The organism is Lysobacter sp. H21R4 (genome assembly GCF_015277535.1).
GTDB classification, from domain to species: Bacteria; Pseudomonadota; Gammaproteobacteria; order Xanthomonadales; family Xanthomonadaceae; genus Novilysobacter; species Novilysobacter ciconiae.
On sequence record NZ_CP063772.1, the window covers coordinates 149,684 to 175,160 of the forward strand.

The window sequence follows — 25,477 nt, forward strand, 5'->3', positions numbered from 1 at the left end:
GCCTGCGGAACCCGTGTCGTATGGTGACCCCATCAACGCAAACCCCATCGGCCAGTGAGACGACCCCGCGATGAGTGAAAACCTCCCGCCCGTGACCGATCCCGCGCAGGATTGCCTGACCGCGCCGATCCACACCACCGGGGCGATCCAGCCGCACGGCTACCTGGTCAGCTGCGGCCTGGTCGATGAGCGGATCCGTCACGTGTCGGCCAACATCGCCGAGCTGCTCGGCCTGGAGCCGGCCGAGATGCTGGGCCTGGAAATGACCCACTTCCTCGAGGAGGACATGCTGCTGCAGGTCCGCGATGCGGTGGCCGCGGCAGGTCCGGAGGACGGCACCGCGCAGCGCGTGGGAACCGGCAACGTGGGCGCATTGATGATGCCCTGCGACATCAGCGCGCATGCGTCCCGAGGCCTCCTGCACATCGAGTTTGAACCGCAATCCTCGCGGCAGGAGACCCGCGCGCCGACCCGGGTTGCGCAGCGCATGGTCAGCCGCCTGGGCAGCGATGCGGTGGGTGCGGCGTTCTTCCAGCACGTGGCGGCGGAGATCCACGGGCTGACCGGCTACGACCGGGTCATGGTGTACCGATTCCGCGCCGACGATACCGGCGAGGTGGTGGCCGAGGTGGCCGCCGATGGCATGCAGCCCTACCTGGGCCTGCGCTATCCGGCCAGCGACATTCCGCCGCCGGCGCGGCAGTTGTACCTGCGCAACCGGGTCCGGGTCATCCCCGACGCGCGCTACGAACCGGTCAGCATCGTGCCGCCCACCGGTCCGTCCGGTGAACCGGTGGACCTGAGCCAGCACGTCCTGCGCAGCGTCTCCCCGGTGCACTTGGAGTACCTGCGCAACATGGGCGTCGCGGCGTCGATGTCGATCTCCCTCATCAGCGAGGGCCGCCTGTGGGGCCTGATTGCCTGCCACCACCGCGAGTCGCGGCGGTTGAGCGCCAGCGCGCGCTCGGCGACCGACCTGTTCGGGATGTTCGTCTCGGTGCGCATCGCCGCGCGCGAGCAGGAACAGGCCATGCAGCGCTTCGAGGCCACCCAGCACCTGCGCGATGCCGTGGTGATGCGGCTGGCCGCCGCCGGCGATTTCGACGCCGCGCTGCTGGCCGAACTGGACGGTGTGCGCCAGGTCCTGGACGGCGACGGTGCCGGTCTGGCGATGAACGGCCGCTGGGACGTGCTCGGCCGTGCGCCGGCCGGCGAAGACCCCGGCGCGCTGGTCGACTGGGCCAACGCCCAGGAGCGCGGCGGGATCGCCATGAGCGACGTCGCCAGCGATTGGAATGCGCCCGCATTGGAGGCGCCCGGGCTGGCGGGCGTGCTGGCGATCAACCTGGGCTCGCCGCAGGACTGGGTGTTCCTGTTCCGCGCCGAGCAGGTCGAGGACGTGCACTGGGCCGGCGACCCGCACTCCGGCCGGGTCGCCACCGACGACGGCGTGCGCCTGGCGCCGCGACGCAGCTTTGCCACCTGGCGTGAACTGGTGAAGGGGCGCAGCCGCGAATGGACCGCCGCCGACCGCAGTGGTGCCGAACGCCTGCAACGGATGTTGCGCGAGCAGCGTCGTCGTTCCAGGGCCGCCCACAACGCCGATCCCGCGGAAAGCCCGTTCCGCACCCAGTACCTGCGCGACCAGAAGCTCCGCCTGGATGGATTGGCGCAGCTGCTGGACGGCCTCGGCCACCTGGACACCACCGCGACCGCCGGCATCGGCCTGCGCATCGAAGAGCTGGAAGCGGAGTTGCGCCGGCTGATGCTCGACCCGCAGGGGGAAACCGCCACGGCGGAGGCGTCCACGGGCGAGGGCGGGGACCACCGGTAGAATGGGCGCATGGATGTCTCCCACCTGCTTGACGCGCTCAACCCCGCCCAGCGCGATGCGGTCAGCGCGCCGCCCGGCCACTACCTGATCCTCGCCGGCGCCGGTTCCGGCAAGACCCGGGTGTTGACCCATCGCATCGCCTGGCTCAATGAAGTCTTCGGCGTGCCGACCCACGGCATCCTCGCCGTCACCTTCACCAACAAGGCCGCCGCCGAGATGCGCCACCGCGTCGATGCGCAGCTGCCCAGCGGCGTGCGCGGGATGTGGATCGGCACCTTCCACGGCATCGCCCATCGCCTGCTGCGCCTGCATTGGCAGGAAGCCAGGTTGCCCGAGGCCTTCCAGGTCATCGATTCGGACGACCAGCTGCGGCTGGTCAAGCGCGTGGTGCAGGCGCTGGAGCTGGACGACACCCGCTTCCCGCCGCGCCAGATCGTCTGGTGGATCAACGCGCAAAAGGACGAGGGCCGGCGGCCACAGCATCTGCAACCAGACCCTGGCGACCAGTGGACCGACGTGATGCGGCGCTGCTATGAGGTCTACCAGGAGCGCTGCGACCGCGCCGGGCTGGTGGATTTCGCCGAGCTGCTGCTGCGCGCCCACGAGCTGCTGCGCGACAACCCGGCTTTGCTGGCGCATTACCGGCACCGGTTCGGCGAGATCCTGGTCGACGAGTTCCAGGACACCAACGCCATCCAGTACGGCTTCATCCGCCTGCTGGCCGGTGACACCGGCAAGGTTTTCGCCGTCGGTGACGATGACCAGTCGATCTACGGCTGGCGCGGCGCCAAGGTCGAGAACATGCAGAAGTTCCTCAACGACTTCGGCGTCGATGGCAAGGCCGGGAGCGTGGGCGCGCAGACCATCCGGCTGGAACAGAACTACCGCTCCAGCGCGAACATCCTGGATGCCGCCAACGCGGTGATCGCCCACAACCCCGACCGGCTCGGCAAGAAGCTGTGGACCGACAGCGGCGGCGGCGATCCGATCGACGTCTACCAGGCCTACAACGAGATCGACGAGGCGCGCTTCGTGGTTGAGCGGCTGGCGCAGTGGGTGCGCGACGGTGGCAGCCACGGCGACGTGGCGATCCTGTACCGCAGCAACGCCCAGTCGCGCGCGTTTGAAGAGCAGCTGCTGGCGGAAAAGGTGCCCTACCGCGTCTACGGCGGCCAGCGCTTCTTCGAGCGCGCCGAGATCAAGGACACCCTGGCCTATCTGCGCCTGGTCGCCAACCGCAATGACGACGCCGCCTTCGAGCGCGCGGTCAACACGCCCACCCGCGGCATCGGCGAGCGCACCCTGGACGAGGTCCGCCGGCGCGCACGCGACCAGGCGATCCCGCTGTGGGACGCGGCGCGCACGCTGACCGGCGACACGGTGCTGGCCGCGCGTGCGCGCAATGCGCTGGCCGGCTTCATCACCCTGATCGAGGCGACCGGGGCCGACATCGCGGAGATGCCGCTGCAGGAGAAGATCGACCACGTCCTGCTGCGCTCCGGCCTGCGCGAGCATTACGCGCGCGAATCTAGGGGCACGCTGGACTCGCGCACCGACAACCTGGACGAGCTGGTATCGGTCGCCTCGCGCTTCGTGCATGCCGACGAGGAGGACGCGCAGGCGATGCCCGAGCTGGTCGCCTTCCTCGCCTACGCATCGCTGGAATCGGGCGAGGGCCAGGCCCAGGCGGGCGAGGACGGCGTGCAGCTGATGACCCTGCACAGCGCCAAGGGGCTGGAGTTCCCGCTGGTGTTCCTGGCCGGTCTGGAGGAGGGCCTGTTCCCCAACCACCGCTCCATCGAGGAGGCCGGGCGGCTGGAGGAGGAGCGCCGGCTGGCCTATGTCGGCATCACCCGCGCGCGCGAGAAGCTCGTGCTCAGCCACGCCGAGGCGCGGCGCATCCACGGCCAGGAGATGTACGGCATCCCGTCGCGCTTCCTGCGCGAGATCCCGCCGGCGCTGCTGCACGAGGTGCGGCCCAAGCTGCATGTCTCGCGCCCGATGTACAACAGCGCCCCGCGCCGCGACCTCGGCCACGCCGCCATCGAAGCACCGCCGCTGCCGCTGGGCGCCAACGTCAGCCATCCCAAGTTCGGCACCGGCGTGGTGACCGACTTCGAGGGCGCCGGCGCCCACGCGCGGGTGCAGGTCAATTTCGCCGACGTGGGCAGCAAGTGGCTGGTCCTCTCCTACGCCAATCTGAGCCCGGCATGACGACGCCACCCTCGGCCCCGCGCCATCTCCCCACCCCGGCCGGCAAGTCCCACAAGCGGGTGCGCCTGTCGGTGCTGGTGCCGATCACCGTGTTCCTGCTGGGGCTGGTCGCCGCCGGCACGCTGGGCATCCGCCAGCACGATGCCAAGATCGAGGCGATGGGAGCGGCGGTGGACGCGGTGGCCGACAGCGCCGCCGACGACCTGCAGCGGCGCATGAAACTCTACGAGTACGGCCTGCGCGGCGCCCGCGGAGCCGTGCCGGTGGACGGTCAGGCTACGCCGGAGGCGCGCGAGCGTTACCGCGACTACGTCATGTCGCGCGACCTCGAGGCCGAGTTCCCTGGTGCCCGAGGTTTCGCGTATGTGCAGCGCGTAGCACCCGGGCGTGAAGCGGCGTTTCTTGCCGGGCAGCGCGAAGGCGGCACCCGCGATTTCACGCTTCAATCGCTGAGCCCAAATACGGGTGAGCGCTTTGTCGTCACTTATATCGAGCCGTTGGAGCGCAACCATCCCGCGTTGGGACTGGACATCGCCTCCGAGCCCGCGCGGCGGGACGCGGCGCGGGCCGCAATGGCCAGCGGCCAGGCGATGCTTACCGGCCCGATCAACCTGATCCAGTCGCGCGGCGAGCCCGGTTACAGCATGTTGCTGCTGTTGCCGGTGTACCGCGGCGGAGTAACGCCGCCGCCGGAGCAGCGCGCCGCCCTGGGCACCGGCTGGGTGTTTGCGCCACTGGTGACGGCGGAGTTCCTCGGCGAGAGCGCCGATCGCAGCTACTCGGTGGAACTGCGTGATGTGACCGACCCCGGGGCCCCGGTCGTCTTGAACGAGTTGCCGGCGCAGGGCGCGCCAGCAGCGGCCGCCTTCGACCGCCAGCGCCAGTTTCCGATGTACGGCCGACGCTGGGAGCTGATCATCCACCCCAGCCGGGCCCTGCTGGCACGCCAGAACATCACCTCGCCGCTCACCGTCGCCTCCACGACGCTGGGCGGCGCGTCGTTGCTCGCCCTGATCCTGCTGCTGGGCCTTTCCGCGCGCGAACGGCGCCTGCGGGTGTTCAACCGCCGTGCGCGCATGGCCGCGATTGCCGAGAGCTCGCACGACGCGATCATCGCCACCGACGCCGACGGGCGGGTAACCGAGTGGAACGCCGCGGCGACCGGGTTGTTCGGCTACGAGTCCGGGCAGGCGCTGGACGTCTCCCTGGTCGAGCTGATCGTGCCCTTCGAGCAGGTGCGCGAGGATGCCCGGGTGATGGCGTCGGCGCTGGCCGGGGAAGCCGTCGTCGCGCTGGAAACGGTTCGCCGCCACCAGGACGGGCATCTCATCGAGGTGGAACTGAGCACCGCCCCGATCCGGCGCGCCAAACGCGGCGTCGCCGGCGTGGCCATGACGATCCGTGACATCCGCGATCGCAACCGCACCGCGCGCAAGCTGCAGGAGCTGAACACCAACCTCGAGCGCCTGGTCCGGGTGCGCACCGCGCAGCTGGAAGAGTCCTCGGTGCTGCGCCGCGCGGTGCTGAACAATGCCGGCTACTGCATCATCGCAACCGATCCCGCCGGGGCCATCACCCTGTTCAACCCCGCCGCCGAGCAGATGCTCGGCGTGGCCGCCGCCGATGCGCTCGGCGACAGCATCGAGCGCTTCCACGATCCGCACGAGATGGCGATCCGCGCCATGCACAGCGAAGCCGAGCTGGGCCGGCCGGTCGCGGTCGGCTTCGACGCCCTCATCGCCCGCGCCCACGAGGCCCCGGAAGCCAGCGAGTGGACCTACGTCGCCGCCAGCGGCCGCCGCATCCCGGCGCTGGTCACCATCAGTGCGCTGCGCCGCGATGACGGCGCCCTGCTCGGCTATCTGGGCATCGCCGTCGACCTGACAGCCCGCAAGGCCCGCGAAGCCGCGCTCAAGCTCAGCGAGAGCAAGCTGCGCGGCCTGTTCGAGCTCTCGCCGCTGGGCATCGTGCTGACCGGCCGCGACGGCGCGTTTGTCGAATCCAACCCGGCCTTCCAGTCGCTGGTGGGCTACTCGCCGGACGAGCTGCACAGCATGCGCCACAGCGAGATCACGCCGGCCGAATACGAGCCGCATGACCGCGCCGTGCTGGGGACGCTGGAGCGGACCGGCAGCTACGGACCGCACGAGAAGCACTACGTGCGCAAGGACGGCACCCGCGTGCCGGTGCGGCTGAACGGCATGATGCTGGAGATCCAGGACCAGCGTTACGTGTGGTCGATCGTGGAAGACATCACCGTGCAGCGCACCGCCGAGAGTGCGATGGTCGGCGCCGTCGCCGACGCCGAGGCCGCCAGCCGGGCCAAGAGCGACTTCCTGGCCAACATGAGCCATGAGATCCGCACGCCGATGCACGCCATCCTGGGCATGCTGAAGCTGTTGCAGCGCACTCCGCTGGACCCCCGCCAGCGCGACTACGCCGCCAATACCGAACAGGCCGCAAGCACCCTGCTGGCGATCCTCAACGACATCCTGGACTTCTCCAAGATCGAGGCCGGCCACCTCTCGCTGGAGGCACAGGATTTCTCGCTGGACTCGCTGCTGCGCAACCTGGCCACCATCCTGGGCAGCAATGTCGGCGACAAGGACATGGAAGTCGTCTATTCGCTGGACCCGGCGATCCCGCCGCAGCTGACCGGCGATTCGCTGCGCCTGCAGCAGGTGCTGATCAACCTGGCCGGCAACGCGGTCAAGTTCACCCACTACGGCGAGGTCGTGGTCAGCGCCCGCGTCGTGTCCCGCGCCGAGCAACAGGTGAGCATCCGCTTCGAGGTCCGTGATACCGGCATCGGCATCGCCGCCGACAAACTGGAGACGATTTTCGAGGGCTTCACCCAGGCCGAGGCTTCCACCACGCGCCGGTTCGGCGGCACCGGGCTGGGCCTGGCGATCAGCCGCAACCTGGTCGGCCTGATGGGCGGGGAGCTGGCGGTGGAAAGCGAGCGCGGCATGGGCAGCCGCTTCCACTTCACCCTCGATTTCCAGATTGCGGCCGACCCGGCGCTCGACACCGACGCGGCGGCCATTCCGGTCCGCGCCGGCGTGAGCGGGCCGATGAAGGCGCTGGTGGTGGACGACAACCACAGCGCGCGCGAATCCATCCGCGAGATGCTGGCATCGCTGGGCTGGGATGTGGACGTCGCCAGCGGCGGCCAGGAGGGCCTGGACAGCATCGAGGCCGCGCGCGCGGCCGGGCAGGCCTACGGCGTGGTGTTCCTGGACTGGCGGATGCCGGACATGGACGGCTGGGAGACCAGCCAGCGCATCCGTGCCGGTCGTGCGGACGGCGCCGAGCCGTTGATCGTGATGGTCACCGCGCACGGCCGCGAGTTGCTGAGCGAGCGCAGCGCGGCGGAGACCTCGGCGCTGGACGGCTTCCTGATGAAGCCGGTCACGGTATCGATGCTGCTGGACGCGGTGGCGGGCGTGCACGGGCTGGACCGGGACGCGGACGCCGAGGCCCCATCCCTGCCCGAGGCGCGGCGCCTGGCCGGCATGCGCATCCTGGTGGTCGAGGACAATCCGGCCAACCAGCAGGTGGTGGACGAATTGCTCACCGCCGAAGGCGCCGAGATCACCATCGCCAGTGGCGGCGCGATCGCGCTGCAGTTGCTGGCCGGCGAACCGACCCGCTACGACGTCGTGCTGATGGACATCCAGATGCCCGACATGGACGGCTACACGGCCACCCGGCGCATCCGGGCGATGGCCGGCTTCGACGCCCTGCCGATCGTGGCCATGACCGCCAACGTGCAGGCCAGCGACCGCGAAGCCAGTTTCGCTGCCGGCATGAACGACCACATCGGCAAGCCGTTCGAACTCGACGACGTGATCACGCGGCTGCGCCACTGGACCAACGCGCCGGCGGCGGCAGACGGGGGCAAAACGGCAGGATCGCCTGCGCCCGTCGCTCCGCCGCAGCCCGCCTCGAGTCGCGGCCCGGGTACCCAGGCCGCGCCTGCCCCGAGTGCCGCAGCAGGCAATGCGCCCGAAGTGCTCAACGTCGCCGCCACGCTGCGCCGCTTCGCCGGCAACCGTGCCGCCCTGGACGGCAACCTGGACCGGTTCTCCGGAGCGGCGCGCGCGGTGCACGCCTCGCTGGTGGAGGCCCACGCCGCCGCCGACCGCGAGGCGGTCCTGCGCCATCTGCACACCCTCTACGGGCTGGCCGGCATTGCCGGGGCGGAGCAACTGGCGGCACTGGCGCGCCACGCATCCGGCCTTGCCGCCGCCGTGGAGGGGGAACCGCAACGCCTGCCGGACGCGGCGGTCCTGGCCCGGATTGCCACCGCGATCGCCGAGGTGGAGGCCGAGATCGCCCGCATCCGCCCGCCGGTGGTGACCCCCGCGCCGTCGGACGCGGCCACCGCCAGCGCCCATGGCCCCGCCCATGGCCCCGCCCGTGGTCCGATGTCGGCCGCCCTGGCCGCCGGGCTGCACGAACTGCGCGACCTGCTGGCAGCATCGAGCCTGGCGGCCCTGGACGTCTTCACCGGCCTTCGGCAGGCGCTTGCGCATCATGACGCCCCCGCCGCTGCCGCAATCGAGGACGCGCTCGCCAACCTGGCGTTCGCTCCCGCGCGGGAGCGGGTTGACACCGTCCTGCAAGAGAGTCGCCCATGAGCTCCGCCGAGCACGTTCCCGTCCCGCCCCAGCTGCTGGCTGGCCGGCGCGCCCGCATCCTGGTCGTGGACGACCAGCCCACCAACATCCTTACCCTGCACCGCCTGTTCGAGGACGAGCACGACATGTTCATGGCCACCGGCGGCGAGCAGGCCCTGGCGTTCTGCCGGAGCACCCCGCCCGACCTGGTGCTGCTGGACGTGGTGATGCCCGAGCCGGGCGGTCTGGCGGTCTGCCGTGCACTGGCGGCCGACCCGGTGACCCGCGACATCCCGGTGATCTTCGTCACCGGCGTGGACGATCCCGACGGCGAGGCCGCCTGCTGGGACGCCGGCGGCGTGGACTTCATCACCAAGCCGTTCAACGCGCGCACCGTCAGCCACCGTGTGCGCGCCCATCTCATGCTCAAGCAGCAGGCCGACCTGCTGCGCCGGCTGGCCTGGGTCGATGGCCTGACTGGCATCGCCAATCGGCGCCACTTCGATGACTGCCTGCGGGACGAGTGGAACCGCTGCGCGCGCCTGGGCTCGCCGCTGTCGCTGGTCAGCTTCGACATCGATCACTTCAAGCGTTTCAACGACAGCCAGGGCCACCTGGCCGGCGACGATGCGCTGCGTTCAGTGGCTGCGGCGGCGGCTGGATGCGTCTCCCGCCCGGGCGACCTGGTGGCGCGCACCGGCGGGGAGGAGTTTGCCGCCCTGCTGTCGCACGTGGATGCGGCGGGCGCGGCCACCGTCGCCGAGCACATCCGCCAGGCGGTGGCCGACCTGGCGATCGCGCATCCGGCGACCGAGGGCGGCCGCGTGAGTGTCAGTGTCGGCGTGGCGACCGTGGTGCCGGCGCGCGACGGCGATCCTATCGAGCTGCTCGCAGCGGCCGACAGGGCCCTGTACGCGGCCAAGGCCGACGGCCGCGACCGCGTGCGGGTCGCCCCGGCGCTCGCCGAGCCCGCACTGAGCCGGTGATCCGGGAGCGGTCGGCGTGAGCGGCGACCTGTTTGCCGGCATCGCCGCCGGCAGCCGCCTGCAACTGGGGGATCAGGCCTGGCTGCTGCACGGTTTCGCACTGGCCGCCGCGGACGCGCTGCTGCCGGCCCTGAAGGACGTCATCCAGGCCGCGCCGTTTCGCCACATGTGTACCCCGGGCGGCCGCGCGATGTCGGTGGCGACGACCAGTTGCGGCACGCTGGGCTGGGTCAGCGACCGCGGCGGCTACCGCTACGCCAGGCATGATCCCGCCAGTGGCCGCGACTGGCCGACCATGCCAGCGCCCATGCGAGACCTGGCCACCGCAGCGGCCGCGGCGGCCGGCTTTCCCGACTTCCGGCCCGACGCCTGCCTGATCAACCGCTACCGTCCCGGCACCCGGCTCAGCCTGCACCAGGACCGCGATGAGCCCGACCTGGGCCAGCCGATCGTGTCGGTGTCGCTCGGACTGCCGGCGACGTTCCTGTTCGGTGGCATGGCACGCAGCGATCGCGCCGTGCGCGTCCCCTTGGATCACGGTGATGTGGTGGTGTGGGGCGGCGTGGACCGCCTGCGCTTCCACGGCGTGCTGCCGGTCGCGCCGGGCGTGCATCCGCAACTGTGCGCGCAGCGGATCAATCTGACGTTCCGTTGCGCCGGTCCCGCCGGAGGCACGACCGCCTAGTCCAGCGCGATGCCGAAATGCAGCGCCTCGATCCGCAGGCGCTCGCGCAAATAGAACGCGTGCGCGTCCTGCCGCTGGGTGCCCGAATCCAGCTGCAGGCGCACGCAGCCCAGCCGCCGGGCCTCGGCCTTGAGCCAGTCCAGCATCGCCTTGCCATAGCCGCGGCTGCGCGAGTTGGCGTCCGTAATCAGGTCATCCACGTACACGTGCCTGCCGACCGCGAGCATCTCCATCACCCGCCACGCGGCAAACGCGCGCGGCACGCCGTCCTCGTCATACAGAACGCTCGCGCGGCAGCCATCGTTGGCGATCTGCCGCTGCATCTGGGCGATGAAGCGTGCCTCATCGAACTCCGGACGCAGCTGGGCGACCACCGGCCACGCGGCGCGCAGCTCGTCGCTGGCGCTGACGGTGCGGATGACCGGCATCGGCTGCTCAGTTCCAGTCAAACAGTTTCCAGTACACCTTGGCGTCCTTGGATGCCTCGTCCGGGAACCCGTCGCCATCGTCGTCCATCAGGTAGTACGTCGGTCCCCGCCGCGGGGTGACCTTGACCACCTTGAGCTGGCCGTTGACCCGGTATTCCTGGATCACGTCGCCGTTGTTTTGGACGCGCTCGATCACCTCCGCATTGCGCAGGTCGGCAGTCGGGTCGTTCGGATCGGGCTGGCCGCCGGTCGTGCTGCAACCGGCCAGCGCGAGCGAAAGTGCGATCAACAGGGTCGGGACGATACGCATGGCGCACTCTCCGTTGCAGGGGAAGGGTCGGCGCGAGGCCGCGGCACGGCTCAGGATAGCGCGATGCACGTGGACACGGCCGCGCGGCCGGCCCGTGCATCGCCTGCCGTGCACCGGTGTCCGCCCGCGCCGGCGCGACAAGTAGAATCAAGCCATGAAACGACTCGTACTGATCGACGGCTCCAGCTACCTCTACCGCGCCTTCCACGCGCTGCCCCCGCTGACCAACGCCGACGGCGAACCGACCGGCGCCCTGTTCGGCGTGGTCAACATGCTGCGCGCCACGCTGAAGGAGAATCCCGACTACATCGCCTTCGTGGTCGATGCGCCCGGCAGGACCTTCCGCGACGACCTGGATCCCGAGTACAAGGCCAACCGCCCGCCCATGCCCGACGACCTCCGCCCGCAGGTGCAGCCGATGTGCGACATCGTGCACGCGCTGGGCATCGACATCATCCGCATCGACGGCGTCGAGGCCGACGACGTCATCGGCACGCTGGCCGTGCAGGCGGCCGACGCCGGCATCGACGTGACCATCTCCACCAGCGACAAGGATTTCGCCCAGCTGGTGCGCAGCGCCCGCGATGGCGATGGCGCCGCGCGCGCCGGCATCGCCCTGGTCAACACCATGAGCGGCAGCCGCCTGGACAGCGATGAGGCGGTGCTCGACCGGCACGGCGTGCGCGCCGACCAGATCGTCGATTACCTGGCCCTGATGGGCGACAAGGTCGACAACATCCCCGGCGTCGACAAGTGCGGCCCGAAGACGGCGGCCAAGTGGTTGGCCGAGCACGGCACCCTGGATGGCGTGATCGCCAACGCCGACCGCATCACCGGCAAGATCGGCGAGAACCTGCGCGCCGCGCTGCACCGCCTGCCGCTCAACCGCACCCTGACCACGATCAAGCTGGACGTCGACGTGGGCCGCAGCCCGACCGAGCTGGTCCTGCGCGAGCAGCACGTGGAGGACCTGCGTGGCCTGTACGCGCGCTACGGCTTCAAGCAGGCACTGCGCGAGCTCGGCGGCGAGCCCGGCGATGGCCCGCGCGATGCGGCGACCGATGCCGGCAGCGTGCGCAACACCGCCGCCGGCTACGCGCGCAACAACACGGCCGTGACCGAGGCGCCGGATCCCGCGCTGTCCGCTCCCGGCGAGTACGAGTGCGTGGACACCCGCGACAAGCTCGACGCCTGGATTGCCCGCCTGCAGGGCGCCGAGGAGTTCGCCTTCGACACCGAGACCGATTCACTCGATGCGATGCGTGCCAACCTGGTCGGCCTGAGCTTCGCGGTGGAAACCGGGCGCGCCTGCTACATCCCGCTGGGACATGACTACCCGGGCGCACCGGCGCAGCTGGATCGCGCCGAGGTGCTCGAGGCGCTGCGTCCGCTGCTGACCGACCCGGCCCGGCGCAAGATCGGCCAGCACGGCAAGTACGAGATGCACGTCATGCGTCGGCACGGCGTACCGATCCGCGGCTACGCCGACGACACCATGCTGCAGAGCTTCGTCCTCAACGCCACCGCCACCCGCCACGACATGGACTCGCTCGCCCTGCGTTACCTGGGCTACGCGACCACCAAGTACACCGACATCGCCGGCAAGGGCGCCAAGCAGATCACCTTCAACCAGGTGGCGGTCGACGATGCCGTCAACTACGGCGCCGAGGACGCCGACATCACCCTGCGCCTGCACCGCGTGCTGTCGGCCAGGCTGGCCGAAGAGCCCGCGCTGGAGAAGGTCTACCGCGAAATCGAGATGCCGCTGGTGCCGGTGCTGGAGCGGATCGAGGCCAACGGCGTGCTGGTCGACGCCGACGAGCTGCGCAAACAGTCGGCCGACCTGGGCAAGCGCATGCTCGAGGCGCAGCAGAAGGCGACCGAACTGGCCGGACGCAGCTTCAACCTGGACTCGCCCAAGCAGGTGTGCGCGCTGCTGTTCGAGGAGCTCAAGTTGCCGGCGCTGGTGAAGACGCCCAAGGGCCAGCCTTCGGCCAACGAGGAGGCGCTGGAGGCCATCGCCGACCAGCACGAGCTGCCGCGGATCATCCTGGACTACCGCAGCCTGGCCAAGCTGCGCGGCACCTACACCGACAAGCTGCCGCAGATGATCAACCCCGACACCGGCCGGCTCCATACCAGCTACCACCAGGCCGGCGCCGCGACCGGCCGGCTCGCCTCCAGCGATCCCAACCTGCAGAACATCCCGATCCGCACCGTCGATGGTCGCCACATCCGCACCGCCTTCGTCGCCCCGCCGGGCCGGCGCATCGTCGCCTGCGACTATTCGCAGATCGAGCTGCGGATCATGGCCCACCTGTCGGGCGACGAGGGCCTGCTGCGTGCATTCGCGGCCGGCGCAGACATCCACAAGGCGACCGCCGCGGAGGTGTTCGGCAAGACGCTGGACACCGTCAGCAGCGACGACCGCCGCGCCGCCAAGGCGATCAACTTCGGCCTGATGTACGGCATGAGCGCGTTCGGTCTGGCCAAGCAGCTGGGCGTGTCCCGCGGCGATGCGCAGGACTACATCGGCCTGTACTTCGCCCGCTACCCGGGCGTGCGCGAGTTCATGGACCGCACCCGGGAGCAGGCCCGCGAGCGCGGCTATGTCGAAACCGTGTTCGGCCGACGCCTGTATCTGGACAACATCCAGGCCCGCAACCAGGGCCTGCGCGCCGGCGCCGAGCGCGCCGCCATCAACGCGCCCATGCAGGGCACCGCGGCGGACATCATCAAGCGCGCCATGATCGGGATCCACCACTGGCTCGCCGATCACGCCGGGCGGGCGCTGATGATCCTGCAGGTACACGATGAGTTGGTGTTCGAGGTCGATGCCGATTTTGTCGACACGCTGCTCGAGGAGGTGGTCGCGCGCATGGTCGGTGCCGCGCAATTGCGGGTGCCTCTGCTGGTGGAAAGCGGTGTGGGCGACAACTGGGATGAAGCGCACTGAAGATCGCCGGTCTGCCGCGACCGGCAGCTCAACGGATCGGACCGGGTGGCAGGCCCACCGCGGAAGTCCAAATGCGGGTTTCGCGCCCGCGCGGGGACGGGGCCTCGCCCGGTTGCGCAAAGTTTGCGCGCATTCAGCGGTATAACGCTATTTTAACGACACGTTCGAAGACATTTTTGCAATGAATCGCCCCTGAACCTTGGCGGTTCCCTTATGCGATCTTCACGAACCGTCAATGTGCAAAGTGGTCATATGCTCGCGACAGGTGCAACGCCTGTCGCAGATCTCTCCCTCCCCTGGAGTGATCCCGGAGCCAAAGCCCCTCCCCAGGCCTGGCTCCACCAGCCCCGCCGGCCCCCCCTGCCTGCGGGGCTTTTTATTGCCCGCGGTTCCGGCTCAGGCCAACTCGTTCAACCAGTCGCGCGGCCGCAGGTAGTCGGCCAGCCTCGCTTCCGCGCTTCCGGCTTCCGGCGTGTAGCCGTATTCCCAGCGCACCAATGGCGGCAGGCTCATCAGGATCGATTCGCTGCGCCCGCCCGACTGCAGGCCGAACAGGGTGCCGCGGTCGAGGACCAGGTTGAACTCGACGTAGCGGCCGCGCCGGTAGAGCTGGAACTGCCGCTCCTTGTCGCCGTAAGGGACATCCTTGCGCCGCTCCACGATCGGCAGGTAGGCATCCAGGAAACCGTCGCCGACCGCGCGCATGTAGCCGAACTCGCGCTCGAAGTCCTCGCTCAGGTCATCGAAGAACAGACCGCCGACGCCGCGGGTCTCATTGCGGTGCTTGACGAAAAAGTACTCGTCGCACCAGCGCTTGTGCGCCTCGTAGCGGGCGTCACCGCCGAAGGGCGCGCACAGCTCGCGCGCGGTCCGGTGCCAGTGCAGCACGTCTTCGTCGAAGGGATAGAAAGGGGTGAGGTCGAAGCCGCCGCCGAACCAGGACGCAACGGTCTCGCCGTCACGCATGGCGCGGAAATGGCGCACGTTGGCATGGGTGGTCGGCAGGAAAGGATTACGTGGGTGGAACACCAGCGATACGCCGATCGCCCGCCACGCCGCTCCGGCCAGCTCCGGACGATTGGCGCTCGCCGACGGCGGCAGCGTCCTGCCGGAGACATCCGAGAAGCCGATGCCGGCCTGCTCGAACACCGCGCCGTCGCGCAGGATGCGGGTACGACCGCCGCCGCCTTCGGCGCGGATCCAGTTGTCCTCGCCGAAGCGGGCGCTGCCGTCGGCCTGCTCGATCGCCGCGCAGATGCGGTCCTGCAGGTCGGTGAGGTAGCCGCGGACACGCGCGAAGTCGTGGTCGGATTCTTTGCGGGATGCGGAAAGATTCATCCACCCATTCTAGTGGAGACCCGCCACCTCTAGTGGAGACCCGCCACCGCATCGGTCCACTCAAGGCAGGGTGATGGTCACGTGCGCGGTCTTGCCGGGCATCTGCACCACCTGCTGGTATCCGGCCAGCTGTTTGCCGGTGTCCCGCACCAGCATCGTGTGCAGGGTGAAGAACGCACCCAGCCCGAGCACCGCGAACACCGCCAGCGGCGCCCACAGCGGCATGACCCGGCGCAGCGCGTGGGTGACCCGGTCCGGCGGCGCCCAGTGCGGCGCGAAGCCGGTGCGCTTGCCCTTCAGGTAGACGATCTCGTCGCCCAGGCGGGCGACCAGATAGCCGAGCTTCTCCGGGCCTTCCAGCCGGTACTTGCCTTCGAAGCCGAGCAGCAGGCAGTAGTGGTAGACCTCCAGCGACGGCAGCCGCCGCGCGCCCTGCGCGCGCAGTTCCTCGAGGCGGTCGAAGAAGTGCTCGCCGGCGAGATGCTCGCCGAACAGGCGCAACTGCAAGGGGTTGCGTTCCCATTCCTCGCGCAGCGACGAGGGCTGGCCGAGCATCGCCTCGTCCACCGCGGCGCAGAAGGCGTACTTCGCCGCGTAGATGTCCTCGGCGGCGATATCGAGCTTGGCCGCGCCGCGTTCCACGCCCTCCAGGAAGCGCTGGATGGACGCCACGAAGCCGCTCTCGCTGGACGGCAACTGGCCCCGCTTGAGCAGCATCAACAGGTAGAAGCCGTCAGCCATCAGCTCCAGCAGGCTGCGCGGAGTGGCGGCCCCGGACTGCGGCACACCGGCCTGGGCCGGGCTCAGTGAGGGCATGCGGTGGGGAACCGGCGGATTGGGGTAGTTCATGGCGTCCTGCCTGGCATGGTTACTGTTGTGATGGGTAGCTGCGTTACGGCGCCACGGCGATCAGCTCGAGCTTCAGCTCGCGCACGCCCGAGGGCACGTAGATCATCAGAGACTGGGCCTTGAGCATGCGCTCGTACAACGGCCCGCGTGCCTCGATGGCGAAGTACTGCGCGCCGGTACGCACGGGAATGGCGCCGGGCACCTGCGCGGCGTGGACCAGCTTCACGCCCGGCAGCGCCGACAGCACGCACTTGTCCACATCGTCCGGCGCGCCGACCTTGAAGCGCACCGGCACGGTCTGGACCAGCTCGTTGGCCGGCATGTCCGCGCTGACCCCGAGGTACAACGCGGAATCCTCGTCGATGCGCTGGGACTCCAGACGCCCGAGATGGAAAGACGGTTTGACCTCGCTGAGGGCGATCTTGAAGTAGCGCGCGGAAATCACGGTATCCAGCAGGGCGCGGATGATCTCGAACAGGCGCTCGAACCCGGCCTCGGGCTGGGCGTGCTGGTAGTTGGGCAGGTCGGCCAGCGTGTGACTGCGCGAAAACGTCAGCAGGCCGCCGGCCAGGCGCAGCAGCTCCTGGTGCAGCCGCTCCGGGTGCAGCCCGGGATGCCGGAACAGGTGCGACAGCGCGGCAAACGCGCCATTGACGGTGTGCAGCAACCAGAACGAGGCGATGTCGCCGGACCGGAACTCCACCACCGACTGCGAGGCCTCGCGGTGCAGGCCGTGCAGGGCATCCGCCTTGGCCTGCAAGCTGTCCAACAGACGGCGCAACTGCAGTTGCAGTTGCGGTGCCGATCCCAGACTGAGGCTGGGCGCGACAAAGCCCTGGTCGATCTCGAAGCCGCCGGTCGCGCTGCGGCGGATGCGCGCGACCGGCACGCTGACATAGGGATCGCGTGGCTCGTCATCGCGCAGCAGGCGCACGTTCTTGCCCAGGTAGGCCAGATCGGCCTCGCCCGCATCCGTGTACAGATCGGTCGTCGCCCGGTTGGCCTGCATGTAGCGGCTGTTGCCGCCGCTGTCGGGCGCACCGGCGCAGTTGCCGCCGTGCTCTTTGAGCAGCGGCAGCGCGAGGTGCACCGTCGTGGATTGCACGCCATCGGGCAGGCCCTCCAGCGACATCGCCTCGGGCAGCAGGTCATCGCCGGGCGCGCTGTAGAACTCGCCGTCCGGAAACACGACCGACAATTGCTGCGCGCGCAGGGTCCCGGCGGCCAGGGCCTGGGTGTCGAATTCGGCCTGGCGCAGACCCCAGGAATAGGGCGCGATGGTGGTGGCCATGCGCTGCACGCGCGCCTCGTGGTACGCGTCCTGCCGCTGGAAGTGCTGCGGGCGCAGGAACAGTCCCTCGCCCCAGAAAACCTTTGACATCCCGGTCATGCGTCGCTCGATCCTTTGATAAATCCCGGCGTTCCATGCATTCGCCGGGAGGTTACACCATGGGTTGCAGAACTTTCCCCGCCGTCCGGCTCACCTTCCGACCGGCCCACAGCGGCTGGACGACAGGCTGTGCGCAGGCGTCGAGAGTTTCGTGATCAGTCCTGCTGAGGCGGTGGTCATCGCGCAGCCGTGCAGGCCGACGGTAATGCCTTCGGCATGGGTCTGGCCGGTGTCGAAGGTGAACCGCCAGCGGGTGGGCGCCGGCGCACGGAACAGCGCGACGACGCCGACGTGGGTCCCGCCGTCGGGCAATGACTCCAGCACCTCGTGCCGCTTGCCCGGCGTGAGCAGAAATTCGGTGACCGATACGAGGTCATCGCCGAGCACATCGTGCTCGCGCCGTTCGTCCAGGAACACGTCGAAGGCGGCTTCGTTGAAGCGCTTTGCCTCGCGCAGCTGGTACACGCGGACGACCAGTGCGGCGGCCCGGCCGTCGTCGCCGGTGTTGAGGTTGTCGCCTGCATGCAGGCGGATAGGCAGTTCGCCGGACTGCGCTTCGCCCTGCTTGAGGCCGACCGCCTGCAGCGTCTTGCCCATCGCCTGCCTGACTCCTCCGCCCTGGCTCGCGCATCCGGAGATCGCCACACAGGCGGCGAAAATCAACAGCCACCGCGCGCGGCGGATCCCCTGTACCGGCGAACCCATCGCATGCACGCGGGTGGAAGACGACTCGTTGCAATCCTTGGCGGAACAGCGATCACCAGCATCCATTGCTTGCCACTCCATTGGTAACGTCAGCTTCCGATATCGCAACGCGGTATTGCGCCCCGGCGCCCCGCGGCTTGCACCGACATCGAGCCACCCCGTCAACGGATCGCTTGACGGCCGGTGGCGTAGGCTACTATATCTACTCCGGGGCGCATCAGCCGCCCTCGATCTGTTCAAGGAATGACAGGCCCTGGTCCGTGGTACGGGGCTCACAAGGAGAGTGACATGCAGGGTTCCCCGTGTTCGGTCATTTGTCGTGCGCTGGCCATGGCCGCGCTCATCCCGGTGCTGGCCGCGTGCAGCAGCATGCCAGCCAAGCCCGGCGGATACGCCGCGGTGCTGGAGAACGCCGAGTCCGCGGTCAGGGCCGGCCGTGTGGAATCCGCGCTGGTCGGCTTTGACGAGGCCGCCCAGGCCGATCCGACCAACAAGCAGCCGTGGGTCCGCATCGCGCAATTGCAGTTCGATGCGGGCAATTACGGGCGCGCCATCGTCGCCGCCGAGGAAGTCCTGCAGCGGGATCCGGCCGACCAGGTCGCCGACAGCGTCCTTACCGTGTCGGGCCTGCGCATCGCATCGCAGTCACTGCAGCGGCTGCAGGGCAGTGGCGCGCTGGCCACCGAGACCGCCCGCATCGAAGCCGAGCGCCTGGCCGCGACCATGCGCGCGACCATGGGCGAGACCATCCTCGACACCGGCGAGCCGCCGGCCGCCAAGGCGCGCAGTCGTGCGCCGGCACGTCGGGCCGGCACGCCACCGCCCAAGCCGGCCACGCCAGCGACGCCTGCCGAAAAGCCCAAGAGCGCGTCGGATATCGCCAACCCCTTCGGTGGCATCGGCAACTGAGCCTCCGAATTCGCACGTGATCGTCAGGGAGACGATGAAGATGTCCAAGAAGGAAAGCACCCAGAAGCGCCTGCAGAAGGTGCGTCCGCCGCGCGTCCAGCTCACCTACGACGTGGAGAAGGGCGATGCGATCGAGCAGAAGGAAATCCCTTTCGTCGTCGGCGTGCTGGGTGACTTCAGCGGCCAGCCCGAGGCGCCGTTGCCGAAGCTGAAGGACCGCAAATTCGTCAACGTGGACTTGGACAACTTCGACGAGGTGATCTCCGGCATGGCGCCGCGTGCCGCCTTCCGCGTGCCCAACAAGCTCTCCGACAACGGCGGCGAGTTCGCCGTCGAGCTGACGTTCAACTCGATCGACGACTTCCGCCCCGAGGCGGTGGTCCAGCAGGTCGAGCCGCTGCGCAAGCTGCTGGAAGCGCGCTCCAAGCTCGCCGACCTGCGCAACAAGGTCGCCGGCAACGAAAAGCTCGAAGACCTGCTCAACGATGTCCTGGCCAATACCGAGCAGCTGCGGCAGCTCGGCCAGAACGACCCGGCTGACGAGGAGTAACGCGATGAACACCCAGGCAAGCGCGGCGCCCGCCCAGGCCGCGACCCCCATGTCCGAGCCGGGCCTGCTCGACCAGATCGTCGAGCAGAGCAAGGTCGCACGATCCGACGCCGAGCACCAGCGTGCCCGCGACATCATCTCCGAGCTCGCCCGCGAGGTGCTCAAGGGCACCGTGGTGGTCTCGGAAAACCTCAACCTGACCCTGGATTCGCGCGTCGCCGAACTGGACCGGATGATCTCCGAGCAGCTGACCGCGGTGATGCACGCTCCGCAGTTCCAGCAACTGGAGTCCACCTGGCGCGGTCTGCATTATCTGTGCAGCCAGACCTCGACCGGAACGCAGCTCAAGATCAAGGTCCTCAACGCGCCCAAGAAGGACGTGGTCAAGGACTTCAAGTCGGCGATCGACTTCGACCAGAGCGCGTTGTTCAAGAAGGTGTACGAGGAGGAGTTCGGCACGTTCGGTGGCTCGCCGTTCGGCGCCCTGCTGGGCGATTACAACATCGGCCGCCAGCCCGAGGACATGTACTTCATCGAGCAGATGTCGCATGTCGCCGCCGCGGCCCACGCGCCGTTCGTGGCCGCCGCCAGCGAGGACATGTTCGGCCTGGAAAGCTTCACCGAGATGGGCAAGCCGCGCGACCTGGCCAAGGTGTTCGACACCATCGAGTATGCCAAGTGGAAGTCGTTCCGCGATTCCGAGGACAGCCGCTACGTCGGCCTGACCCTGCCGCGCTTCCTCGGCCGGCTGCCCTACAACCCCAAAGACGGCACCACGGTGGAGGGTTTCAACTATGTCGAGGATGTCGACGGCAACGACCACTCCAGGTACCTGTGGTGCAACACCGCCTACGCGTTCGGCGCGCGGCTGACCAAGGCGTTCGAGGACTTCGGCTGGTGCGCGGCGATCCGCGGCGTGGAAGGCGGTGGCCTGGTCGAGGACCTGCCGACCCACACCTTCCGCACCGACGACGGCGAGGTGGCCCTGAAGTGCCCGACCGAGGTGGCGATCACCGACCGGCGCGAGAAGGAGCTCTCCGACCTGGGCTTCATTCCGCTTGTGCACTGCAAGAATACCGATTACGCCGCGTTCTTCGGGGCGCAGTCGGCGCAGAAGCCCAGGAAGTACAACACCGACGCGGCCAATGCGAACGCATCGCTGTCGTCGCAGCTGCAGTACATGTTTGCCGTCTCCCGCGTCGCCCATTACCTCAAGGCAATGATGCGGGAGAAGATCGGCAGTTTTGCCTCGGCCGGTAACGTCGAGGATTTCCTCAACCGGTGGGTTGCGCAGTACGTGTTGTTGGATGACAACGCGACGCAGGAAGCGAAAGCGCAATACCCGCTGCGAGAGGCTTCGGTGCAGGTGTCGGAAGTGCCCGGAAAGCCCGGTGTGTACCGGGCGGTGTCCTTCCTTCGCCCGCATTTCCAGCTCGACGAGCTGTCGGTGTCATTGCGCCTGGTCGCTGAGCTTCCCGCCAGCGCCAAGGGGTAACCGCCACTCGCGTGCGGAAAGGCGGTCGACATCGCGGGGCAGAGATCCCGCCAGGCTGGCCGCCCGTTTTGGTTCCATCAAGTTGGCAGCAACTACTGCGCCGGGTTCGTCCCGGTTCTGACTCTCACGGAAGAACGGAACAAAAGGAAACCAGATCATGCAGCATGCATTCCTCAGCATTGACACCATCAAGGGCGAGTCCAAGGACTCCGAGCACAAGGACTGGATCGAGATCGAGTCCTTCAACCAGGATGTCCTGCAGCCGCGTTCGGCGACGGCGTCCAGCGCTGGCGGCACCACCGCGGCACGCGTGGAAATGTCCCCGATCGAGATCAACAAGCGTATCGACCTCGCATCGACGGCCCTGTTCCAGGCGTGCGCCAACGGCACCACGTTCCCCAAAGCCCGCATCGAGTTCATGCGCGCCGACAAGGACGGCAAGGCGATCAACTACTACACGATCGAACTGCTGAACGTCCTGGTGCACCGCGTCACCACCGGCATGGGCCATGACGGCATGCCGTCCGAGCAGGTCCAGCTGAGCTTCGGCGCGATCAAGTGGTCCTACACCCAGCAGAAGCAGGGTGGCGGCGTCGGCGGCAAGGCCGTCGCGCAGTGGAGCAACACCGACAACACGCCCAGCTACCGGGTCTGACGGTCGTAAAGCCCTGATGGGTCGGTGCGATGGCGGCCAGCCGGTCGTCATCGCATTGTAGTTCCGGGCTGCACTCCGCGTCCGGCCAGTGGCGCGTAGGCAGACAGGGAACCATGAAAGGATTCGAACCCAGCCTTCTGGAAAAGCTGTTCGACGATCAACCGCGCGTCACCGCCGCCAGCGGCATTTTCAAGTCGATCTCGCTGGACCAGTACAAGGAATCGGTCGCCCGTGACCTGGAAGGCCTGCTCAACAGCCGGGCCGCTTTTTCCGAGGACGATCTGAAGCAATTCCCCCATTGCCGCAACTCGCTGATGACCTACGGGTTGCGGGACTTTTCCACCATGAGCCTGGCCAACGGCCGCGACCGTGCCGCGATCTGCCGCTCCCTGGAGCAGGCGATCGCCCGCCACGAGCCGCGCCTGCACAACGTCCGCGTCACCCTGGAAGGCAACAGCCGCTCGGTGGGTGGCCTGCACTTCTCGATCCACGGTCTGCTGGACGTGCGCCCGGCACGCGAACCGATCAGTTTCGACGCGATGCTGCAGCCCAGCACGCTGCAGTACTCGGTCAGCAGGTTGCGCCGTGCAGCGGCCTGACCGGACGCACAGCTGATGGAAGACCTGCTGCCGTTCTACGAGCGTGAGCTGGGGTACCTGCGCCGCCACGGGCGCGAGTTCGCCGAACGCTATCCGAAGATCGCCGGGCGCCTGCTGCTGTCCGCCGACGGCAGCCAGGACCCGCACGTCGAGCGCCTGATCGAATCGTTCGCGCTGCTCAGTGCGCGCACCAACAAGAAGATCGAGGACGATTACCCGGAGTTCACCGAGGCGCTGCTGGAGGTCATGTACCCCCACTACCTGCGCCCGTTCCCGTCGTGTTCGATCGCCCGCTTCGACATGGGGCCCGCGCTCGCCCAGCTCAGTGCGCCGGTCCACATTCCGCGTGACACCTTGCTGCACTCGCGGGCGGTGCGGGGGGTCAGCTGCCGCTTCCGCTCCACCTGCGACGTGGTGCTGGCACCGATCCGCCTGCGCGAAGCGCGCTACCGCGCGATCGCCGAGGTGCCGATGGCGACCAGCCTGCCGGCGGGCTGTGGAGGCCAGATATCGCTGTCCTTCGAGCTGCTCGGCGAGCACCAGCAACTGTCGGCCCTGGGTCTGGACACCCTGCGGCTGTTTACCGAAGGCGAGGCCAGCTTCTGCGCTGCATTGCGTGACACCTTGGCTTTTGGCGTGCGGGCCGCCTATCTGGAAGCGGCCGGCAGCGGGCGCTGGAAAGTGCTGGGGGAACCACCGCTAAGCCAGGCCGGATTCGGCGCCGACGAGTCGCTGATCGACTATCCCGAACGGTCGCACCCGGCATACCGGCTGTTGACCGAGCTGTTCGGATTCCCGGAGAAGTTCGGCTTCTTCGATCTGGACCTGAAGCCGCTGTACGGGGCCGCGGGCGCCACCTTCACCATCCACATGGTGTTGGAGGCGCAGGCGGCGGATGCCACCGTGTCGCGCGTGCTGGAGTCGCTCTCGGCCGACAATATCCTGCTGGGATGCACGCCGGTGGTGAACCTGTTTGCGCAGCACGGTGAGCCCATCCGGGTGACCCATCGCAGCACCTCGTATCCGGTGGTGGCGGATGCAAGGCGCGCGTTTGCCTATGAAGTGGTCTCGATCGACTCGGTCAAACGGATCCGGCAGACCGCGCAAGGCGAGAAGGTCACCGAGTTCCGCCCGTTCTATTCGTTGCAGCACGGCCAGTTGCCCGACGAGTCCGGCCATTACTGGTTCGCCCATCGCGACGAGCAGGTCGCTCGCAGCAGCCCCGGCTTTGAGACGGAACTGTCTTTCGTGGACCTGGATTTCAATCCGGTCCAGCCGCAGACCGACGTGGTCAGCCTGGAGCTGACCTGCAGCAACCGCGACCTTCCCAGCTTTCTCGCCTATGGCGTGCAGGGCGGCGACCTGACCATGGAAGGCGGCGGTCCCGCGCGCTCGATCGCGTTGCTGCGCAAGCCCACCCGACCGATGCGCTTCGAGCGGGGCCGGGGTGCGCAGTGGCGACTGGTCTCGCATCTCTCGCTCAACCATCTGTCGCTGAGCCAGGACGGCCTGCCGGCATTGAAAGAGATGCTGCGGCTGTACGACATCGCACGCACAAGCACCTCGGGACGGCAGATCGACGGCATCGTCTCCCTGGAGCACCGCAGCGCCAGTGCATGGCTGCCCGGCAAGCACTTCGCCAGCGTGGTGCGCGGCATCGAGATCCGCCTTGGCATCGACGAGGCCGCCTTTGTCGGGCATGGCATTGCCGCCTTCGCCCGTGTGCTGGACCACTTCTTTGGGCTGTATGTGCACGCCAACAGCTTCACCCAACTGACCGTGCTGTCTGCCGACAACGGCGAGGAACTGATGCGATGCGAACCGCGAAGCGGCGAATCGATCCTGGGGTAGCCCAGCAGCTGCTCGCCGGACCGCAGCGCTTCGAGTTCTTTCAGGCCCTGCGGATCCTTGAGCGGCTGTTCATCAAGCAGGGCCAGCGGCCTGGCGAGGTGGTGTCGCGCAGCCTGCGTTTTCGCACATCGATGTCACTGGGGTTCCCGGCCAGCCAGATCGAATCGGCCCAGGCCTATGCGAGCGACGGAACCGCCCTGGACCGCGACGCCGCGGTCGAACACGCCATCACCATGGAGGAACTGGGCGAGGTCCATCTGACGCCGGCGTTCATGGGCATGCTGGGCAGCCATGGCGTGCTGCCCCTGCACTACACCGAGGCACTCGCCGAGCGCGAAACCTACCAGCGCGACCGTACCGCCCGCGCCTTCCTGGACATTTTCGGCAACCGCGCGGTGGCCCTGCACTACACCGCGTGGAAGAAGTACCGCCTGGGCCTGCAGTACGAAATGGACGGCGAGGAGCGCTTCCTGCCGCTGGTGCTGGCCCTGGCCGGCATGGGCACGAAGGGCCTGCGCGGGCGCATGCGTGGCGATGACAGCGACGTGTTCGATCATGCCGTCGCCCACTACGCTGGCGCGATCCGCCAGCGTCCGCTGTCGGCGGTGATCCTGCAGCGGATCCTCGCGGACTACTTCAAGGTGCCGTTGCGCGTGGAGCAGTTCGTCGGCGCCTGGTACCGCGTGCCCGAGGCGCAGCAGACGCGGCTGGGCGTGGGGAATGCGGCGCTGGGCAGCACGGCGCTCGCCGGCAACCGCGTCTGGCAACGTGACCTGAAGATGCGCCTGTGGATTGGACCGCTGGACCGCGCGCAGTTTAACGGCTTCCTGCCCGGACGCAGCGCGGCCAAGGCACTGGCCAAGTGGCTCACCCTGCTGACCGGCAGCACCCTGGAATACGAGGTCCGGCTGAGCCTGAAACCGGCGCACCTGCGCGGCATCGCCCTGCGGGCCGGGGCAGGTTGCGAGCTGGGCTTCGACAGTTACCTGTGCTCGCGCCCGCCGCCGGCGCCGCGCTCGGATACCCGCTACGGGATCCACACACTGCAATGACGACGGCGCGACAGCGCCGCCCTGGAGACGACACCGCATGGATCGCAAC

At 68.6% G+C, this 25,477-nt stretch carries 19 protein-coding genes; 13 read left to right on the forward strand and 6 right to left on the reverse strand.

Annotated features, from left to right (window positions below; translation table 11 throughout):
- The first annotated feature begins 70 nt into the window (after positions 1-70).
- The 5 genes from INQ40_RS00680 to alkB are packed head-to-tail and all read left to right on the forward strand — an operon-like array spanning position 71 to position 10,341.
- Entirely contained in the window at positions 71-1,834 is a 1,764-nt protein-coding gene (locus INQ40_RS00680; protein ID WP_194340928.1) for a GAF domain-containing protein, read from the forward strand.
- Positions 1,835-1,843: 9 nt separating this feature from the next.
- Positions 1,844-4,048: a DNA helicase II gene (gene uvrD, locus INQ40_RS00685; protein WP_194340930.1), complete on the forward strand. Its 2,205-nt coding sequence runs from the start codon at positions 1,844-1,846 to the stop codon at positions 4,046-4,048.
- A complete protein-coding gene (locus INQ40_RS00690; protein WP_194340932.1) occupies positions 4,045-8,691 on the forward strand; it encodes a PAS domain S-box protein in 4,647 nt (1,548 codons plus the stop codon). The genes uvrD and INQ40_RS00690 overlap by 4 nt, the downstream gene beginning before the upstream one ends.
- Positions 8,688-9,656 carry a diguanylate cyclase gene (locus INQ40_RS00695; protein ID WP_194340940.1) on the forward strand — a complete coding sequence of 323 codons (969 nt, stop codon included), beginning with the start codon at positions 8,688-8,690 and terminating at the stop codon, positions 9,654-9,656. Before INQ40_RS00690 ends, INQ40_RS00695 begins: the two co-directional genes overlap by 4 nt.
- Before the next feature lie 16 nt (positions 9,657-9,672).
- Positions 9,673-10,341 (forward strand): DNA oxidative demethylase AlkB, encoded by a 669-nt coding sequence (gene alkB, locus INQ40_RS00700; protein WP_194340942.1) that lies wholly within the window; start codon positions 9,673-9,675, stop codon positions 10,339-10,341.
- On the opposite strand, the gene INQ40_RS00705 is transcribed toward alkB, so the two are convergent.
- Together INQ40_RS00705 and INQ40_RS00710 are read right to left on the reverse strand one after the other, a co-directional pair.
- A complete protein-coding gene (locus tag INQ40_RS00705; protein ID WP_228482062.1) occupies positions 10,338-10,790 on the reverse strand; it encodes a GNAT family N-acetyltransferase in 453 nt (150 codons plus the stop codon). The genes alkB and INQ40_RS00705 overlap by 4 nt on opposite strands.
- Entirely contained in the window at positions 10,777-11,079 is a 303-nt protein-coding gene (locus tag INQ40_RS00710; protein WP_194340945.1) for a DUF2782 domain-containing protein, read from the reverse strand. The genes INQ40_RS00705 and INQ40_RS00710 overlap by 14 nt, the downstream gene beginning before the upstream one ends.
- A 154-nt stretch (positions 11,080-11,233) precedes the next feature.
- On the opposite strand from INQ40_RS00710, the gene polA reads away from it, so the two are divergent.
- The gene (polA, locus tag INQ40_RS00715) at positions 11,234-14,035 is read left to right on the forward strand and encodes a DNA polymerase I (RefSeq protein WP_194340947.1); all 2,802 of its coding nucleotides are present in this window, start codon (positions 11,234-11,236) and stop codon (positions 14,033-14,035) included.
- A 396-nt stretch (positions 14,036-14,431) separates the two neighbouring features.
- On the opposite strand, the gene hemF is transcribed toward polA, so the two are convergent.
- The 4 genes from hemF to tssJ all read right to left on the reverse strand — a co-directional run bounded on the left by hemF (position 14,432) and on the right by tssJ (position 18,383).
- Entirely contained in the window at positions 14,432-15,373 is a 942-nt protein-coding gene (hemF, locus tag INQ40_RS00720) for an oxygen-dependent coproporphyrinogen oxidase (RefSeq protein WP_194340949.1), read from the reverse strand.
- Between the two features lie 60 nt (positions 15,374-15,433).
- Entirely contained in the window at positions 15,434-16,222 is a 789-nt protein-coding gene (gene icmH, locus INQ40_RS00725; RefSeq protein ID WP_194340951.1) for a type IVB secretion system protein IcmH/DotU, read from the reverse strand.
- Between the two features lie 43 nt (positions 16,223-16,265).
- Complete coding sequence (gene tssK / locus INQ40_RS00730) at positions 16,266-17,603, reverse strand: type VI secretion system baseplate subunit TssK (protein ID WP_345776549.1); 1,338 nt, start codon at positions 17,601-17,603, stop codon at positions 16,266-16,268.
- Between the two features lie 99 nt (positions 17,604-17,702).
- On the reverse strand, positions 17,703-18,383 hold the full coding sequence (gene tssJ / locus INQ40_RS00735) for a type VI secretion system lipoprotein TssJ (RefSeq protein ID WP_228482063.1): 681 nt from the start codon (positions 18,381-18,383) through the stop codon (positions 17,703-17,705).
- A 222-nt stretch (positions 18,384-18,605) separates the two neighbouring features.
- Here tssJ and INQ40_RS00740 point away from each other — a divergent pair, with 222 nt between their 5' ends.
- The 7 genes from INQ40_RS00740 (at position 18,606) to tssG (ending at position 25,428) form a co-directional block, all read left to right on the forward strand.
- Entirely contained in the window at positions 18,606-19,226 is a 621-nt protein-coding gene (locus tag INQ40_RS00740) for a tetratricopeptide repeat protein (RefSeq protein ID WP_228482064.1), read from the forward strand.
- A 40-nt stretch (positions 19,227-19,266) separates the two neighbouring features.
- On the forward strand, positions 19,267-19,776 hold the full coding sequence (tssB, locus tag INQ40_RS00745; protein WP_193985389.1) for a type VI secretion system contractile sheath small subunit: 510 nt from the start codon (positions 19,267-19,269) through the stop codon (positions 19,774-19,776).
- Positions 19,777-19,780: 4 nt separating this feature from the next.
- Positions 19,781-21,271 (forward strand): type VI secretion system contractile sheath large subunit, encoded by a 1,491-nt coding sequence (gene tssC, locus INQ40_RS00750; protein WP_194340967.1) that lies wholly within the window; start codon positions 19,781-19,783, stop codon positions 21,269-21,271.
- A 157-nt stretch (positions 21,272-21,428) separates the two neighbouring features.
- Entirely contained in the window at positions 21,429-21,926 is a 498-nt protein-coding gene (locus INQ40_RS00755; protein ID WP_193985393.1) for a type VI secretion system tube protein Hcp, read from the forward strand.
- A gap of 113 nt (positions 21,927-22,039) precedes the next feature.
- On the forward strand, positions 22,040-22,525 hold the full coding sequence (gene tssE, locus INQ40_RS00760) for a type VI secretion system baseplate subunit TssE (protein WP_194340969.1): 486 nt from the start codon (positions 22,040-22,042) through the stop codon (positions 22,523-22,525).
- 15 nt (positions 22,526-22,540) lie between these two features.
- Positions 22,541-24,376: a type VI secretion system baseplate subunit TssF gene (tssF, locus tag INQ40_RS00765; RefSeq protein WP_194340977.1), complete on the forward strand. Its 1,836-nt coding sequence runs from the start codon at positions 22,541-22,543 to the stop codon at positions 24,374-24,376.
- Entirely contained in the window at positions 24,340-25,428 is a 1,089-nt protein-coding gene (gene tssG / locus INQ40_RS00770; RefSeq protein ID WP_194340979.1) for a type VI secretion system baseplate subunit TssG, read from the forward strand. The genes tssF and tssG overlap by 37 nt, the downstream gene beginning before the upstream one ends.
- Positions 25,429-25,477 lie beyond the last annotated feature (49 nt).

Bases quoted from the DNA above. Each gene is read 5' to 3' on its own strand.
- INQ40_RS00680 (WP_194340928.1), top strand. From the start codon at position 71: ATGAGTGAAAACCTCCCGCCCGTGACCGATCCCGCGCAGGATTGCCTG.
- uvrD (WP_194340930.1), top strand. From the start codon at position 1,844: ATGGATGTCTCCCACCTGCTTGACGCGCTCAACCCCGCCCAGCGCGAT.
- INQ40_RS00690 (WP_194340932.1), top strand. From the start codon at position 4,045: ATGACGACGCCACCCTCGGCCCCGCGCCATCTCCCCACCCCGGCCGGC.
- INQ40_RS00695 (WP_194340940.1), top strand. From the start codon at position 8,688: ATGAGCTCCGCCGAGCACGTTCCCGTCCCGCCCCAGCTGCTGGCTGGC.
- INQ40_RS00710 (WP_194340945.1), bottom strand. From the start codon at position 11,079: ATGCGTATCGTCCCGACCCTGTTGATCGCACTTTCGCTCGCGCTGGCC.
- polA (WP_194340947.1), top strand. From the start codon at position 11,234: ATGAAACGACTCGTACTGATCGACGGCTCCAGCTACCTCTACCGCGCC.
- hemF (WP_194340949.1), bottom strand. From the start codon at position 15,373: ATGAATCTTTCCGCATCCCGCAAAGAATCCGACCACGACTTCGCGCGT.
- icmH (WP_194340951.1), bottom strand. From the start codon at position 16,222: ATGAACTACCCCAATCCGCCGGTTCCCCACCGCATGCCCTCACTGAGC.
- tssK (WP_345776549.1), bottom strand. From the start codon at position 17,603: ATGTCAAAGGTTTTCTGGGGCGAGGGACTGTTCCTGCGCCCGCAGCAC.
- tssJ (WP_228482063.1), bottom strand. From the start codon at position 18,383: ATGGATGCTGGTGATCGCTGTTCCGCCAAGGATTGCAACGAGTCGTCT.
- INQ40_RS00740 (WP_228482064.1), top strand. From the start codon at position 18,606: ATGCAGGGTTCCCCGTGTTCGGTCATTTGTCGTGCGCTGGCCATGGCC.
- tssB (WP_193985389.1), top strand. From the start codon at position 19,267: ATGTCCAAGAAGGAAAGCACCCAGAAGCGCCTGCAGAAGGTGCGTCCG.
- tssC (WP_194340967.1), top strand. From the start codon at position 19,781: ATGAACACCCAGGCAAGCGCGGCGCCCGCCCAGGCCGCGACCCCCATG.
- INQ40_RS00755 (WP_193985393.1), top strand. From the start codon at position 21,429: ATGCAGCATGCATTCCTCAGCATTGACACCATCAAGGGCGAGTCCAAG.
- tssE (WP_194340969.1), top strand. From the start codon at position 22,040: ATGAAAGGATTCGAACCCAGCCTTCTGGAAAAGCTGTTCGACGATCAA.
- tssF (WP_194340977.1), top strand. From the start codon at position 22,541: ATGGAAGACCTGCTGCCGTTCTACGAGCGTGAGCTGGGGTACCTGCGC.
- tssG (WP_194340979.1), top strand. From the start codon at position 24,340: ATGCGAACCGCGAAGCGGCGAATCGATCCTGGGGTAGCCCAGCAGCTG.